Source organism: Legionella pelazae, assembly GCF_052527395.1.
The window spans coordinates 162,606-176,739 of sequence record NZ_JBNVZS010000005.1 but is presented as its reverse complement, the minus strand read 5'-3'; the positions used below and the strand labels follow the sequence as shown (position 1 = coordinate 176,739).

Here is a 14,134-nt window from a genome sequence, read left to right as displayed (position 1 = left end):
GAGCCTGCTTCTTAAAACATTCCTTTTCACTTATACAAAAAATTATGCACTATTCATGCCAATAAGAATTTATTATTTATAACTTTTCCCATAAGATTTTTTACCAAGACTACTAAGTCGCTTTAATTTGCTTCGAATAGAAGTAATTCGAATACCCCAGCCCTTTTCCGATTTTTCTAATTCCCCTCGTGCTATAACCTCACCATTAACACATAGCTCTAAAGGTTCATCAAAAAACTGCTCTAACTCAATAATATTTCCGCCTTTAAGCTTAATAAAGTCATAAAGATTCATTTGAGTATTGCCGTATAAGACATCTATCATCACAGGCAGCTTAGCTATTTGCATAAGTTCATCTTTAGTATGCTTACTGGGAGACAATGTAAAAATATCTTTTCGTTTGCGTTTAGTCATAGCTTAATCTATCAACTAATTTCAAAGCACGTTTATCAATATACCTCTCAATTGTTGCTGTAAAAACGGGCGTTTTTGCAATGTTGATAGTTACAGTAGGTGTCAATTCTAACGGCAAGAAATCACCGACTTGCAAACTTAGGTACTCTTCAAGCGTTATTGTTTTATAAGCTAACGTAGCATTGATCATCAAATTTACAGCTGAGAAAGTTTTTTCTGATAAAGACGTTTTCTCTTCTTTTATTAAAGAAGACTTTGTTTCTTTTAAATTAGTTAATTGATTGCCAGATTTTGCAATACCTAATAATGCATCAATTTCCTCTTGAGATAAGATACCTTTTCTAGCCATAACTATCCTTAAATCTAGCTATTAAATTAGCCTATGGGCTTACTATTCTAATGATTCTTCTTTACATTTTTCTTCTGCCTTAGCTTCACACTTAGGAATACATTCCATATCAGTTGATGTTAAGCACTCGGCATTTACACATTCATTTTTATTATTTTGGACGCACATATCCATATTAAAATCTTGCGTATCTTCCACAATTGTTGGTTCATCAGCAGCATAAGTAGCAACTGAAAACCAAACCATAAGAGAGCAACTTATTTTCCATAAATAATTCATAAATGCACCTTTTTAGCTTTGTTTTTAATTATAGATAATTTATTAAGTAAACGTTTTACTTTAATAGCTATAATCGTTTAACCTTCAGAAAATTAAGCACTTAAATGTTTACTAGGAATGTAAATGCGCAGTAAAAAAATGCCTTTTTCAAACTTTACCCGTGCAGTGTTATCAAGCTCGGAATGTTATCGTCCTGAGAAGGAAACGCAACTAGCAGCGCTCTTTAAACATATTCAAAATACGGATAAAACCTTACTTGCTAGAGGAAAAGGCCTAAGTTATAGCGACTGCTGTCTTAATCAAAATGGTATTATTATTGATACGTCTCGGTTTAATCATTTTTTATCTTTTGATAAAGATCAAGAAACCATTATTTGCCAATCTGCAATCACTTTTGCAGAGCTGCTTTCTATTCATCCTAGCTATATACCGCCCGTTATTCCAGGTACACTTCATGCTACACTGGGTGGCGGTATTGCTAATGATGTGCATGGTAAAAACAATATTCACTTAGGGACCATAGGCCACCATGTTCAATGGCTTGAACTACAAATAGGCGAACGAACCTTTTATTGTAGCAATGAAAAAAATCAACAATTATTTCAAGCAACCATTGGGGGACTAGGATTAACAGGTGTTATTAAAAAGGTGGCTATTAAGATGCAAAAAGCTAGCCGAACGATTAAAGTACAAGTAAAAAAGTACTATCAGTGGGATACTTTACTCATTGAAATGCAAAGCCAAGCTGAAAAAAATGACTATATGGTTGCTTGGCTTGATTTGCTAAACAGCAACCGTTCTCTTCTTACCGTAGGTAATCATTATCATGAAGAAGTTAGCCATAAAGAACCTATCATACTTACCGTACCTTCGTTGCCGCTACGTTTAATTACGCGACTAGGGATGAAAGCCTATAATCAATATTATTTTCATCAAGCAAAAGAAACTTCAGCGCTTCAATCTATTAGCCAATTTAACAACCCTCTAGATTCTGTTAAACATTGGAATCGCTTATATGGCAAACAGGGTCTTTTACAATTTCAAGGTTTATTTAGCCCTACTATCGCAGTGGAACTATTAGTAGAATTACAAAAAATTATTAACCACTGTCATGCTGTACCAACTTTAGCTGTATTAAAATATTTTAAGCGACCTGGAAATGGCTTATTGTCGTTTGTTGAGCCGGGGTTTACTCTAGCTATCGACTTTATTAATAATAAACAAGCAAAGCATGCAATAGAAAAAATGAATCAATTGATAACGGAGGTAAAAGGAAAGATTTATTTAGCAAAAGATTTATTTCTTACTCGTGCACAATTTGAGTCGCAATACCCTAGCTATCAGCAATTTTGTCAGACCTTAAGTCAATTTTCTCCGCAAATAAGCTCTAACCTATCTCGTCGATTAGGACTTAGTTTATGAAACCAATAACGTGGGTTATTTTAGGTGCAACGTCAATCATTGCTGAGGAGTTTGCCCGCCTTGCAGGACAACATAATCATCCCCTGCTGCTAATAGGGCGAGATAAAGAGCAACTTGCAATCATCGCAGCTGATCTACAACTTCGCTATCATGTTCCTTGCTCTTTTATTGTTTTCGATTTTACCAGCAATATAGAAGAGCTTATTAAAATTCTCCAAGAAACAAAAGAAGAACTTGCTTTTTTTATTGCTTATAGTGATATGACAGATAATCAGTCACTTAATTTCTCAGCAATTAAGACACTCGTTACAACTAATGTAACCAGTATAGTACAACTAATCTTTGGCTACTTACAAAAAGAGCAATCGGAACATCGATTAGTTTTTTTAAGTTCGGTAGCAGCTTGCCGCGGTAGAGCAAAAAACAGTCTTTATGGCGCAAGTAAAGCTGCGATTGAAGTTTTTTTACAAGGCTTACAACAAACCAAAAATAAAAATCGTCATATTACTATCGCTCGTCTTGGGTTTATTGATACAGCACAAACATTTGGCATGCCAGGTATCTTTTATGCCTCATCTCCAAAAAAATGTGCCAAAGTATGTTGGAAGGCGTCTTATTCTAATAAACATTTAATTTATCACCCGCGTTTTTGGCGTTATATTATGGCAGTAATTACACGGATTCCTTTTTTTATTTATAAAAAACTTAGATTTTAATAATCTAATTATACAAAATACTAGTTTACAATTTATTCTTTCAAATGACAGAGTTTCTGCGTTCCGCGGCTTGTCCAGCGTTGTTGCATTGTAGCTTGAATAATGAATGCCTTTCCTGCGCAAGCGGGAACCTATATAAAATTAACCTGGTGCTAATTGATGAATAGATCCCCGCCTGCGCGGGGATGACATAGGATTTGCGAGGATGACGCAGAATTTGTGGATCACATAGGATCATTTTGGTTATAATTAGCTCAAACTTATTTACGCAACAATGCTGGACAAGCCGCGTCATGTAGGGTTTATAAAGCAACTGTCACCAAGCCATAGTTTCCGTAACAGGTTTAAGCACATACTTTTTAAATTAATTAAGAAATTTCTTATAAAGACGCTTAATTATTTTAACGTGCTCCTGTTCTTGTACAAAGGCTTTTTGAAATGTCTTGGCAATATCTGTCTTTTTACTGGTTTTAAGCAGATCAATTAATAACTCCCAGCCAGCATTATCACCAAGTTCAAGCGTTAATAGCGCATTCAAACAATGAGCCATGTTTGTTCGTGGATCAGTTAAAACCTGCATAGCACCTTGAGCAACTACACCAGCAACATCAGCACTGGGCGTCATCACAGTTGGATCAGCGCCTAATTGCTTAAGTGTATCAACAAGCAAGAACATGTGCTCAGCTTCTTCATTACGGATATGCTGAAACTGTTTAATAAGTTCCTTTTCTTTAAAGGCTGTAGCTTTTGCAAGTGCTGCTTCATAGAGTCTTATACCACCACGCTCATAAGCTAGTCGTTCACCTAATTTATCAAGCAATAGCTCAGGTTGATTACCTAATAGCTTATCTAACCCAGTCTTAACGGCACCCTTTGCTGAACCTGGTAATGGAATGCTACCAAGAATATTATCTTTTTCGGTAAGGCGAGCCCGTTCTTTAACTAACTTACTGGTATCACCTTCTATATCAGCAGGGTTTTTCTTTACAAAGTCTAATAAATTTTTTGTATCCATGGGTGACATCTGCGTGCCAGTATGATTCATACCCATATTCACTGTCTTAGCCATAAAGAGCTCCTTAAATTGGGCGATTTAATTCAGTTCCTGGTTGCCAATTATAGCCTGCAGAGACTATCTCAGCAGGAATACCGTCAGCATGGTAATGTTTGCGATAAATTAAAGAATCATTATTTTCTTTTTCACGTTTGACATAATTAACACCATCAGTACGTAAATCAACTTCGGCAGCTAATACTTTACGAACAAACTCTCTTTGGCTTTTAAATTGAACCATTTTAGGTAATTTACCTGTCAAAATTTCAGCAGGATCACGATTTTCATATTTTTTTAATAAATCACAAGCAAGTTTTAAATGGGTAATTTCATAATCTAGAAAACGTTCCCAGATTTTTTTTATTCGATTATTAGTTTCTTGCTCAGCGCAAGACATATAATTGTAAATTTCCGTTGCTTCATGCAATATCCATTTTTCAATAAAAGTTTCTCGCGTATCCATGAGTGAACCATACTGAGTTACATGCTGCTCTTCGATAGAAGCGATTTCCGCGTAAAGTTGCCGAGCAATGGGATCTGCAAATGTTGGCCCTATGTTCATGTAGTAATCATGAGTCTGATATTCAGCAGCCGTAATCATCGTGGCATGCAATTTCGTAATTAAAGTTGCTTTATCCTTATTATAAGAAGAGCGTAAGTCATTACTTGGTGAGCGGTGATGTTCTGTTGTTGGTCGCCCTGGAACAATATCGGTATAGCCTTGTAAAATATTATTCGCATCTTTACCCTCTAACCTATCTAATAAAGCGGAGTAGCGATAAAGATGATCAAAGTCTTCGAGTAATCCGAAGCGATAAGTTTGTGCCTGATAAGGGTCAGGTTCATTTTGCGCTACCGCTGCGGTGACTTCGATTGCCACTTGCTCATAAGCTATTGTTGTTTCGAGCGGTGAATGATCGGCTGAAAGTAGCCAATTAATCATTGTCGCTTGATGCTGCTCAACACGGCGAATTTCTGCCAGAGGCAATTGTAAGCTTTTATTAAAACGGGCGCCGAAATGCTTAAGTCGTAGCGCATCTAACTCAATCCCATTCATTAGGATAATTCGTATTCGTGTAAACGCATCATCATCAAGCTTACTAATAGGCGTACCGCCCAACTCACGCCAAGTAAAATATTGTTTATTCAGTGACGATGATTTTTCCTGTAATAAATCCATAAAATTAATATCCATATAAAGCTCCTTTTAGACGGGGCTCTTCCCTAATTATAGTTGCCTTAAATTAGTATAGACTGTTCATTCATAAACTCCACAAGCTTCAGCTAATTTCATTTAAATGGTTTATAATTATTTCTCATCTAAGCAAAAATTGGTAAACTCGGCACTTTATTAGGCTTGGATAGACTTAATGATTTCTGACTTAAAGGGATTTAAATTAAATTTTAAAAAACTTAATCATTTAAACCTAGCTCTTGCTTTTTTATCGCTCCTTAGTCTAAATTTAGGAACTTTAGCAGCTAGCCAGAAAGATGTCACCGTGACTCTTTTTCAATGGCGATTTGACTCCATTGCTAAAGAATGTACGACAACTCTAGGCCCTTTGGGTTATGGGTATGTAGAAATTTCACCACCTCAAGAACATATTCAGGGTCCACAATGGTGGACATCATATCAACCTGTCAGCTATAAACTTATAAGTCGTCTAGGAGATGAGGTTTCCTTTAAAGCGATGATTGAGCAATGTCATGCAGCAGGCGTTAAAGTTATCGCAGATGCGGTCATTAATCATATGTCCATGCTAGAAAAAGGCGTTGGTGTAGGTGGTTCCATTTTTACTAAATATGACTATCCTGGTTTTTATCAAATACAAGACTTCCATAACTGTCACTCTGAAATCAAAGATTATAGCAATCGTTATGAGGTGCAAAATTGTGAATTAGGCGGACTTCCTGATTTAGACACAGGCAGTCCCTATGTTCAGGCTAAAATTGCTGAGTATTTAAATAAATTGCTTGAATATGGCGTTGACGGCTTTCGCATTGATGCCGCCAAACATATCTCAGCGCAGGATTTACAGCAAATTCAATTAAAACTTACTCATGCTAATAAGATTTGGATACAAGAAGTGATTTATGGTGAGGGTGAAGCCATTCACCCAAACGAATATATTGATCTTGGCCTCGTTGATGAATTTCGTTATGGCCGTGATTTAAAAAGGATATTTGAGCAAGAACGATTAAGCTATCTAAATAACTTTGGCCAACCTTGGGGCTATTTACCTCATGATAAATCTCGCACATTTATCGACAACTGGGACACTGAACGTAATGGCTCTACTCTAAATTATAAAAGTGGCACCAATTATATTCTTGCTAATGTATTTATGCTAGCCCATCCTTATGGTTCTCCTAATATCTTTTCGGGCTATGAATTTTCTGATTTTAACAGTGGACCTCCTAATAAAGGTAAAGTCATTGACTGTTTTCAAGATGGTTGGACTTGCCTACATAGAAGGCGGCAAATTGCTAATATGGTCAATTTTCGTAATGTAGTTGCTGGTGAGCCATTAACTAATTGGTGGTCGAATGGTTATCAAGCAATTGCTTTTGGCCGAGGTAATAAAGGCTATATTGCTATTAATCATGAAGCAACTCCCTTACAAATGACATTTCAAACGTCATTACCTGCTGGTATTTATTGCGATATTTTACATGCAGAGTATAAAAAAGGTAAAAGTTGCATTGGCCCTCAATATACAATAGATAATAATGGTCGTTTTACAGCGAGTGTCCAGCCAAATGATGCCCTAGCATTTCATATTGGTGCGACAAATTAGGGTGTATAAGATAATTCTTTTTTGGTGGCTAGACTTTCAACCGCTTCCATTACTTTTTCAAGATCTTTACCAGGCTCAATATAACTGAAATGAGGATGATCGAACTTTTTAATTGTATTTAAAAAAGAAACAATCAGATCATTATCCTCTAATTTAAGTTTATCTACTGCATACTTAAGCGTATCGGAATGCTCTACACATTTTGAAGACATTGAAGGAGCAAATAAAATCTTTCCATTTTTTAGCCACAACATCTCATCACTAATAATTAATGATTGATGATCTGGAATGATATTTTCTAATTGCGATAAAACATAATTTAAATGGGAGAAATTTGTATGTGAAACAAGCACAAATTGCACTTCTTCATGTTTATCTAAAAATTTTTTAAATTTCGTTATACGCGCCAATGAGCTTTTATCAAGTTCACACATCGAGTTAAAAATTTTATTAAATTCAGTAAAAGGCATATCTACTTGAAAATATTTATTAAATTGTTCACAAAATTGTTTGACTGTAATATTTCCAAGTCGTAAAGGTGTAAGATTATTAACCATCCATTGCCACACTACCTCACCAGAAACCTCTTTTTTCTGAGCTGCGAACCAATTTTGGAATCCAAGCTTTAAAATATCAAGTTTTGAAGAAACAAATTGCCCTAAGGAGAAAACTGCAATAATCATACATACCACCACACGCATTTTAAAATGAATACAATGATACTAAATTAAATTATAGTTGTCTTGGCTTTCCTGCCCATTAATCTGGCATTTATTCTCTAGGTCGCGCTGCGCAAATAGGCCATGTAATTGAGTAGTTGAATTTATACATTGCGCAATTTTAAGAGAATTAAGTTTGTTCTTAAAGGCATCTGTACAATTGATCAGAGTTTGAACCAGCTCATATGAAGAATTAGGATCATGCTTGCCATCAACGAATCGATACCATAAATCAGGCTTTATTTTTAATAAAGCATCTATTAGTTTCTGCGCAAAAATGGGCGGTGCCTCAGTATCTGCAGCACCTTGAACAATACGAACATCAATTTTTTTAAGATTTACTAAAAGTTCATCACTTAAAAGATTTAAGCCTTTGTAAGCCAACCTGAAAAGAGTACTTTCAAAAACAGCGAGTGTTTTATCAATGGGTTCTATCTTCTCTGGAATGTTTCTTAAATTTTCTAATGCTTCCTTAGTAGGATTGTCATTGAAATCTTCAAACATAGTCCATAAATATTGTGCCCCAAGATCATTTTCGTTAACACAAAGCTGATAGTAAGCTTCTACAAAGCTTTGTGAAGAGTTAGGATCAATAAGAAGTCCTTTTAAATGAGCATACGAAACTAAAATATCAAAAGCTTCGGCGCCCAGTTCAGGAAAACGTTCTTTAAAAAGTTTTTCATTAAAATAAACATCCATTTCCTCAATGGTGTTTAAGAAAATACCGTAAATAATAAGGCCAGTCACATATTGTGGATATTTAGCAGCATAATATAAAGAAAGAGTTGATCCCCAAGAGCCACCAAAAACTAACCATTGCTTGATATTTAAAGCTTGCCTTAATTTATCGAGATCCTGGGCCATATCATCAATAGTTAAGCTACCAAATTGTTTTGGATGAGCAGTTTGATTACCAACAGAGGGTTTGGATTGACCGGTACCCCGCTGATCATAAAGAATAATATTATAGTAATCAGGATCAAACCATTGACTACATTTAGGCGCTGAAGCGCCGCCAGGCCCACCATGATTATAAACAACAGCAGGCCCATTAGGATTACCTCGTTGCTCATAATAAATAAAAGTGTCTTTAGTTACTTCTATAAACCCAAAGCAATGGATTTTCGCAACAGGATATTTATCTAAATCAGGCATAATTATTTTTATTTATATAGTTTGTTAAATTATAAAAATTAAATTAGATTAAAAGCTATTACTATTTTCTAGCTAGTTAAATTACAACATATTTTCTTCTATGTGCTATGATTTGTTTGCGGCATCCAAGCGTAGGCTTGGTAGATACTTATGTTTGAAAATATAACAATTGGACCTGCAAGGAATTATTAACTTGACCTAATTACTCTTTTTATTAAGATTCTCAGCTAACAATTCTTTAATCTCTAACAAAATTTTATCTTGATTACTAAGCTCCGTAAACGTTTCCTCTTTCCTTCGTTGTAAAAGATTAATAAACTTAATAACGATAAAAATAGCAAGTGCAATTAAGGTAAAATCAAAAACAGACTGTAGAAAGGCGCCCCATTTAATAACCGCCTGTCCTATTCTAAATACTTTATCGGTGATATTAATACCGCCTAACAATAATCCTATACAAGGCATAATAATGCCATCGACTAACGAAGACACTATTTTACTAAATGCGCTGCCAATAACGACCGCAACCGCCAAGTCAACCACATTGCCACGCATGGCAAATTGTTTAAACTCGCTTATGAAGCCCCGCATTTAGTGCCCTTTATTTTAATGTGAATTCGACACAAAAAATACTTGATATTTTTTAGGTCGAGCTCACGTTATTTTATTTGTGCTGCGACAGTTGCTTTAACTTCATTAACTTTACTGGCGAGATCTTCTGGAACTTGACCGCCTCCTTGTGCCATATCATCTCTGCCACCCCCTTTTCCGCACAAAAGTTTAACTAATGTTACAGCTGAAGGCGCACGATTGATTAAACTTTTACTTAATCCCGCCACTACATTAATTCGTTGTCCATCAATCATATATAAAACCACCACAGCATTATTAAGACTACCTTTTAACTGATCAAGTGTAATACGTAAACCCTGACTATCCATATCAAGTTGTTTGATTAACAAGTTAACATCACCAATTTTTTCTACTTCTTTAGCTAACTCACTGCCTTGATTCGCTGCAAGTTTTGCTTGTAATTTTACTATTTCTTTTTCCTGCTGCTTAAAATCATGTAAAAATTGATCCACTTTATCTAATGCTTTATCAGTATTTACTTTGAAACGTTGTGCTACCTCTTCAAGCTGCCGAAGTTGTTGATTAACCCATTCTAAAGCATAAGCACCTGTTACAATTTCAATTCTTCTTACACCGCTTGCAATACCATATTCAGAGATAATCTTAAACAAGCCAATATCACCTGTTCGCTTGACATGCGTTCCGCCACATAACTCTTTCGAAAAATCACCTACTGATAAAACTCTTACCTCATCACTATACTTTTCACCAAATAACGCTTCAGCACCGCTTTTTTTAGCCTCATCAAGTGACATATGCTGGGTAGCGACTTCTATATTTTCTCTTATCTTATTATTTACCAAGGTTTCTAATTGTTGCAATTGATCCTTAGTTAATGGTTCAAAATGAGAAAAGTCGAAACGGGCCCGACTTGCATCAACTAATGACCCTTTTTGTTGTACATGGGATCCAACGACATTTTTAAGAGCAGCATGCAAAAGATGAGTGGCCGTATGATTTAAACGGATGGCATTACGACGTTCTGTATTAACTTCTGCTCTTATGTTTTGTCCTACCTGTAACTGACCTTGTAAAATTTGACCGTAATGTACAATAGCCTGACCGATTCGCTGTGTATCTATAACTTGAAAGCGCCCCTCAGGACTGATCAAATATCCCTGATCACCAACTTGGCCGCCGCTTTCTGCATAAAAGGGGGTATTGTCGAGAATAATTGCGCCCTTTTGCCCTTCCCCAAGCTGATCACTCTTCCGGTCTTCATGCAAAATAGCTAAGATTTTACTATTCATATGATCACTATTGTAACCATGAAATTTAGAAGATTCCTCTTGAATTAGCACGTTAGAATAATCAGCTGTAAATTGACTTGCTGACTGTGATAAGTCTCGCTGCTGTTGCATGCAATTATTAAAACCCTCAACATCTACCGAAAGACCCTGCTCCCGCGCAATATCTTGTGTTAAATCAAAAGGAAATCCATAGGTATCATATAATTTAAACGCAACATCGCCTGGGATCTCCTTGCTGCTTAGACCATTAATTTGATCTTGTAATAATCGCAAGCCTTGCTCAAGTGTTTTTTCAAATTGATTTTCTTCTTGGATAAGCACACGCTCAATTTGATCTTTATTAGTCAATAACTCAGGATAAGCCTCTCCCATTACTTCAATAAGGGGATTAATTAATTTGTAAAAAAAAGGCAAGGGTAGATTTAGCTTACTACCGTGGCGCACAGCACGACGAATAATACGTCTTAATACATAACCTCGACCTTCATTACTAGGTAAAACACCGTCAGCAATTAAAAAAGCGCAAGCTCGAATATGATCAGCAATAACCTTTAAAGAAGGATGATTGGCATTAACTGAAGGTGATAAAGCGATAATAGCTTGTATAAGATGTTGGAAACTGTCGACATCATAATTATTATGAACACCTTGAACAACAGCAGCAATTCTTTCTAACCCCATTCCTGTATCAACAGAGGGTTTTGGTAAGGGTTGCAAATCACCTGTCTTATCACGGTTATATTGCATAAAGACTAAATTCCAGATCTCTATATAACGATCGCCATCCTCATCAGGACTGCCTGGTGGGCCACCTGGAATTTCAGGGCCATGATCATAAAAAATTTCTGTACAAGGGCCACAAGGCCCTGTCTCGCCCATTGACCAAAAATTGTCTTTCTCGCCACAACGTGAAAACTGATTAGGCGAGATACCTATTTCATTTAGCCAAATATTAGCTGCCTCATCATCATTTAAATAAACGGTAATCCATAATTTTTCTTTAGGAAGTTTTAAAACGTTTGTTAGAAATTCCCAGGCATAATGGATCGCTTCACGCTTAAAATAATCACCAAAACTAAAATTACCAAGCATTTCAAAAAAAGTGTGGTGCCTTGCTGTGTAACCCACATTTTCAAGATCATTATGCTTACCACCTGCTCTCACGCAACGTTGAGCACTCACTGCGCGAGTATAAAATCTTGATTCAAGACCTAGAAAGATCTCTTTAAACTGAACCATACCTGCATTAGTAAATAATAAAGTAGGATCATTAATAGGAACAAGTGAGCTAGAAGGAACTAAATGGTGATTTTTTTCTATAAAAAAATCAAAAAATGCTTGTCTAATTTCAGAGCTTTTCATAATTACAAATTCATCGTTAATTGCTAATCAAGTTGGTATTTATTCCAGTTAGGAAATATATCGTTTTCTTAAATTTATAAATAGCTAATTTATTTTATATAAGACCTTTATTTAGTTTACCGAACTAAATAGTCTCTAATTTAGAAAGGTACTTAAACTTTTAAACTAACTCGCCTTAAACTTAATTACAGTAAGCTCAACCTAATAACTATTTTATAACTTTTACGCCGAACTTATTTATAACTTTTATGCCGAACTTAAGTTACATATCTAATAAGCCAAGTTCAGACGAAAACTTGCCACAGTATACTCATTAATTTATAAAAACTCACTTTTTATAAATTATATGAAAATATAGATTAGGTAGCGAGAAAATTATTAAGGATGCGCAATGGTCTTGGTGAGTAAATTGTAAAAGAAATTGAATAGATTATTTTTTGTTATGTACAATTTTTGCAGCAATTTCAACTGGAAAGCCACGATAAAGTAGAAAACGTATTTGTTTTTGTATATCAGAAATGAACTGGCTATTTGCATCTTTAAATTTTTTTTGCCACACAAGGTAAGCTTGTTCTTCCCACTGCTCTTGATAGGATTCTAGCGTTTGAGCTATTAATTCCTTATTAATATATTTAGCCTGTAGTTCTTGCATAATCCTTACAGGCCCATAACCTTGTTGCAACCTGGTATAACAAAGTGACTCTGCAAACCGCTTATCACTTTGCAAATCAAGTTCTTGACATCTTAAGACAGCATCTTTGCTTTCCGCTAGAGGATAGCCTTTGCTAGCTAATTTATTAATTAATTCACGCATTCCATGTTCGCGCCTTGCTAATAAACGCACGGCGCAATCATAAGCCTTAGTCATCCATAGACTCTAATTCTTCAACAGGTGCAATTGCAGCTTCAGTTTGAGCAGCAACTTTTTTATTTAATAATTCTGCTCTAATTTGCTTTTCTAACTCTGAAGTAACTTCTGCTTTTTCTTTAAGATAAACACGCACGTTCTCTTTACCTTGGCCAATTTTTTCTTGCTTATAACTATACCAAGCACCTGATTTTTCAATCAGACCTAACTGCGTACCTAGATTGATGATTTCACTCTCACGTGAAATACCTTCATTATAAAGAATATCAAAATCAACAGTCTTAAAGGGAGGCGCGACTTTATTCTTAACTACTTTGACGCGTGTCTCACTACCTAGTATTTCTTCACCCTTCTTAATTGAACCAACTCGGCGAATATCTAAACGCACTGAAGCATAGAATTTTAAGGCATTACCACCTGTTGTTGTTTCAGGGTTGCCAAACATCACACCAATTTTCATGCGAATTTGGTTAATGAAAATAACTAAGGTATTCGAACGTTTAATATTGGCTGTTAATTTACGAAGTGCTTGCGACATAAGTCGAGCTTGTAACCCTACATGCGCATCACCCATATCCCCTTCAATTTCTGCCTTAGGGGTTAGAGCTGCAACGGAGTCAATAATAATAACATCGACTGCTGCTGAGCGAACGAGCATGTCTGTAATTTCTAAAGCTTGCTCACCTGTATCAGGCTGAGAAATTAATAAATCATCAACATTCACACCTAATTTTGCAGCATAGCTAGGATCCAATGCATGCTCTGCATCAATAAAAGCAGCCGTACCGCCTGCTTTTTGGCATTCTGCAATGACTTGTAAGGTTAAGGTCGTTTTACCTGATGACTCAGGACCATAAATCTCCACAATACGACCTTTAGGTAGTCCACCGATACCTAATGCAATATCAAGACCTAATGAACCTGTTGAGATTGCTTCGATGTCCCGGCTTAATAGATGATCATCACCTAATCGCATGACAGAACCTTTACCAAATTGACGTTCAATTTGTGCGAGAGCGGCGCCTAAAGCTTTTTGTTTATTAGTTTCCATGATGTTATCCACAATAGTCTACAAAGAGTAAATTATCCCACATAACGTCACCTGCATCAAACAA

Annotated in this window: 14 protein-coding genes; 3 read left to right on the top strand and 11 right to left on the bottom strand. The window is 35.8% G+C overall.

Features of this window, described 5'->3' with window-relative positions:
* Nucleotides 1–72 precede the first annotated feature (72 nt).
* The 3 genes from ACQUW5_RS07640 to ACQUW5_RS07630 are packed head-to-tail and all read right to left on the bottom strand — an operon-like array spanning nucleotide 73 to nucleotide 1,042.
* Entirely contained in the window at nucleotides 73–414 is a 342-nt protein-coding gene (locus tag ACQUW5_RS07640; protein WP_444990640.1) for a FliM/FliN family flagellar motor switch protein, read from the bottom strand.
* Nucleotides 407–763 carry a FliM/FliN family flagellar motor switch protein gene (locus ACQUW5_RS07635; RefSeq protein ID WP_444990639.1) on the bottom strand — a complete coding sequence of 119 codons (357 nt, stop codon included), beginning with the start codon at nucleotides 761–763 and terminating at the stop codon, nucleotides 407–409. The genes ACQUW5_RS07640 and ACQUW5_RS07635 overlap by 8 nt, the downstream gene beginning before the upstream one ends.
* Nucleotides 764–805: 42 nt before the next feature.
* Nucleotides 806–1,042, bottom strand: a complete 237-nt coding sequence (locus ACQUW5_RS07630; RefSeq protein WP_444990638.1) for a hypothetical protein — start codon at nucleotides 1,040–1,042, stop codon at nucleotides 806–808.
* 123 nt (nucleotides 1,043–1,165) lie between these two features.
* On the opposite strand from ACQUW5_RS07630, the gene ACQUW5_RS07625 reads away from it, so the two are divergent.
* Entirely contained in the window at nucleotides 1,166–2,464 is a 1,299-nt protein-coding gene (locus tag ACQUW5_RS07625) for an FAD-binding oxidoreductase (RefSeq protein ID WP_444990637.1), read from the top strand.
* Nucleotides 2,461–3,180 (top strand): SDR family NAD(P)-dependent oxidoreductase, encoded by a 720-nt coding sequence (locus ACQUW5_RS07620; protein WP_444990636.1) that lies wholly within the window; start codon nucleotides 2,461–2,463, stop codon nucleotides 3,178–3,180. The genes ACQUW5_RS07625 and ACQUW5_RS07620 overlap by 4 nt, the downstream gene beginning before the upstream one ends.
* 364 nt (nucleotides 3,181–3,544) lie before the next feature.
* On the opposite strand, the gene ACQUW5_RS07615 is transcribed toward ACQUW5_RS07620, so the two are convergent.
* Nucleotides 3,545–4,249, bottom strand: coding sequence for a demethoxyubiquinone hydroxylase family protein (locus ACQUW5_RS07615; protein ID WP_444990635.1), 705 nt, complete (start codon nucleotides 4,247–4,249; stop codon nucleotides 3,545–3,547).
* 10 nt (nucleotides 4,250–4,259) lie between these two features.
* Nucleotides 4,260–5,429, bottom strand: a complete 1,170-nt coding sequence (locus tag ACQUW5_RS07610) for a hypothetical protein (protein ID WP_444990634.1) — start codon at nucleotides 5,427–5,429, stop codon at nucleotides 4,260–4,262.
* A 175-nt stretch (nucleotides 5,430–5,604) separates the two neighbouring features.
* Between ACQUW5_RS07610 and ACQUW5_RS07605 the strand changes: the two genes are divergently transcribed.
* Nucleotides 5,605–7,032, top strand: coding sequence for an alpha-amylase (locus ACQUW5_RS07605; RefSeq protein ID WP_444990633.1), 1,428 nt, complete (start codon nucleotides 5,605–5,607; stop codon nucleotides 7,030–7,032).
* On the opposite strand, the gene ACQUW5_RS07600 is transcribed toward ACQUW5_RS07605, so the two are convergent.
* The 6 genes from ACQUW5_RS07600 to recA all read right to left on the bottom strand — a co-directional run bounded on the left by ACQUW5_RS07600 (nucleotide 7,029) and on the right by recA (nucleotide 14,070).
* Entirely contained in the window at nucleotides 7,029–7,715 is a 687-nt protein-coding gene (locus ACQUW5_RS07600) for a hypothetical protein (RefSeq protein ID WP_444990632.1), read from the bottom strand. The genes ACQUW5_RS07605 and ACQUW5_RS07600 overlap by 4 nt on opposite strands.
* Nucleotides 7,716–7,754: 39 nt before the next feature.
* Nucleotides 7,755–8,906: an alpha/beta fold hydrolase gene (locus tag ACQUW5_RS07595; protein ID WP_444990631.1), complete on the bottom strand. Its 1,152-nt coding sequence runs from the start codon at nucleotides 8,904–8,906 to the stop codon at nucleotides 7,755–7,757.
* Nucleotides 8,907–9,104: 198 nt separating this feature from the next.
* The gene (gene mscL, locus ACQUW5_RS07590; RefSeq protein WP_444990630.1) at nucleotides 9,105–9,497 is read right to left on the bottom strand and encodes a large conductance mechanosensitive channel protein MscL; all 393 of its coding nucleotides are present in this window, start codon (nucleotides 9,495–9,497) and stop codon (nucleotides 9,105–9,107) included.
* Between the two features lie 68 nt (nucleotides 9,498–9,565).
* Nucleotides 9,566–12,151 carry an alanine--tRNA ligase gene (gene alaS / locus ACQUW5_RS07585; RefSeq protein ID WP_444990629.1) on the bottom strand — a complete coding sequence of 862 codons (2,586 nt, stop codon included), beginning with the start codon at nucleotides 12,149–12,151 and terminating at the stop codon, nucleotides 9,566–9,568.
* 430 nt (nucleotides 12,152–12,581) lie between these two features.
* Nucleotides 12,582–13,019 carry a regulatory protein RecX gene (locus ACQUW5_RS07580; RefSeq protein WP_444990628.1) on the bottom strand — a complete coding sequence of 146 codons (438 nt, stop codon included), beginning with the start codon at nucleotides 13,017–13,019 and terminating at the stop codon, nucleotides 12,582–12,584.
* Nucleotides 13,012–14,070 (bottom strand): recombinase RecA, encoded by a 1,059-nt coding sequence (gene recA, locus ACQUW5_RS07575; RefSeq protein ID WP_444990627.1) that lies wholly within the window; start codon nucleotides 14,068–14,070, stop codon nucleotides 13,012–13,014. The genes ACQUW5_RS07580 and recA overlap by 8 nt, the downstream gene beginning before the upstream one ends.
* Nucleotides 14,071–14,134: the final 64 nt, after the last annotated feature.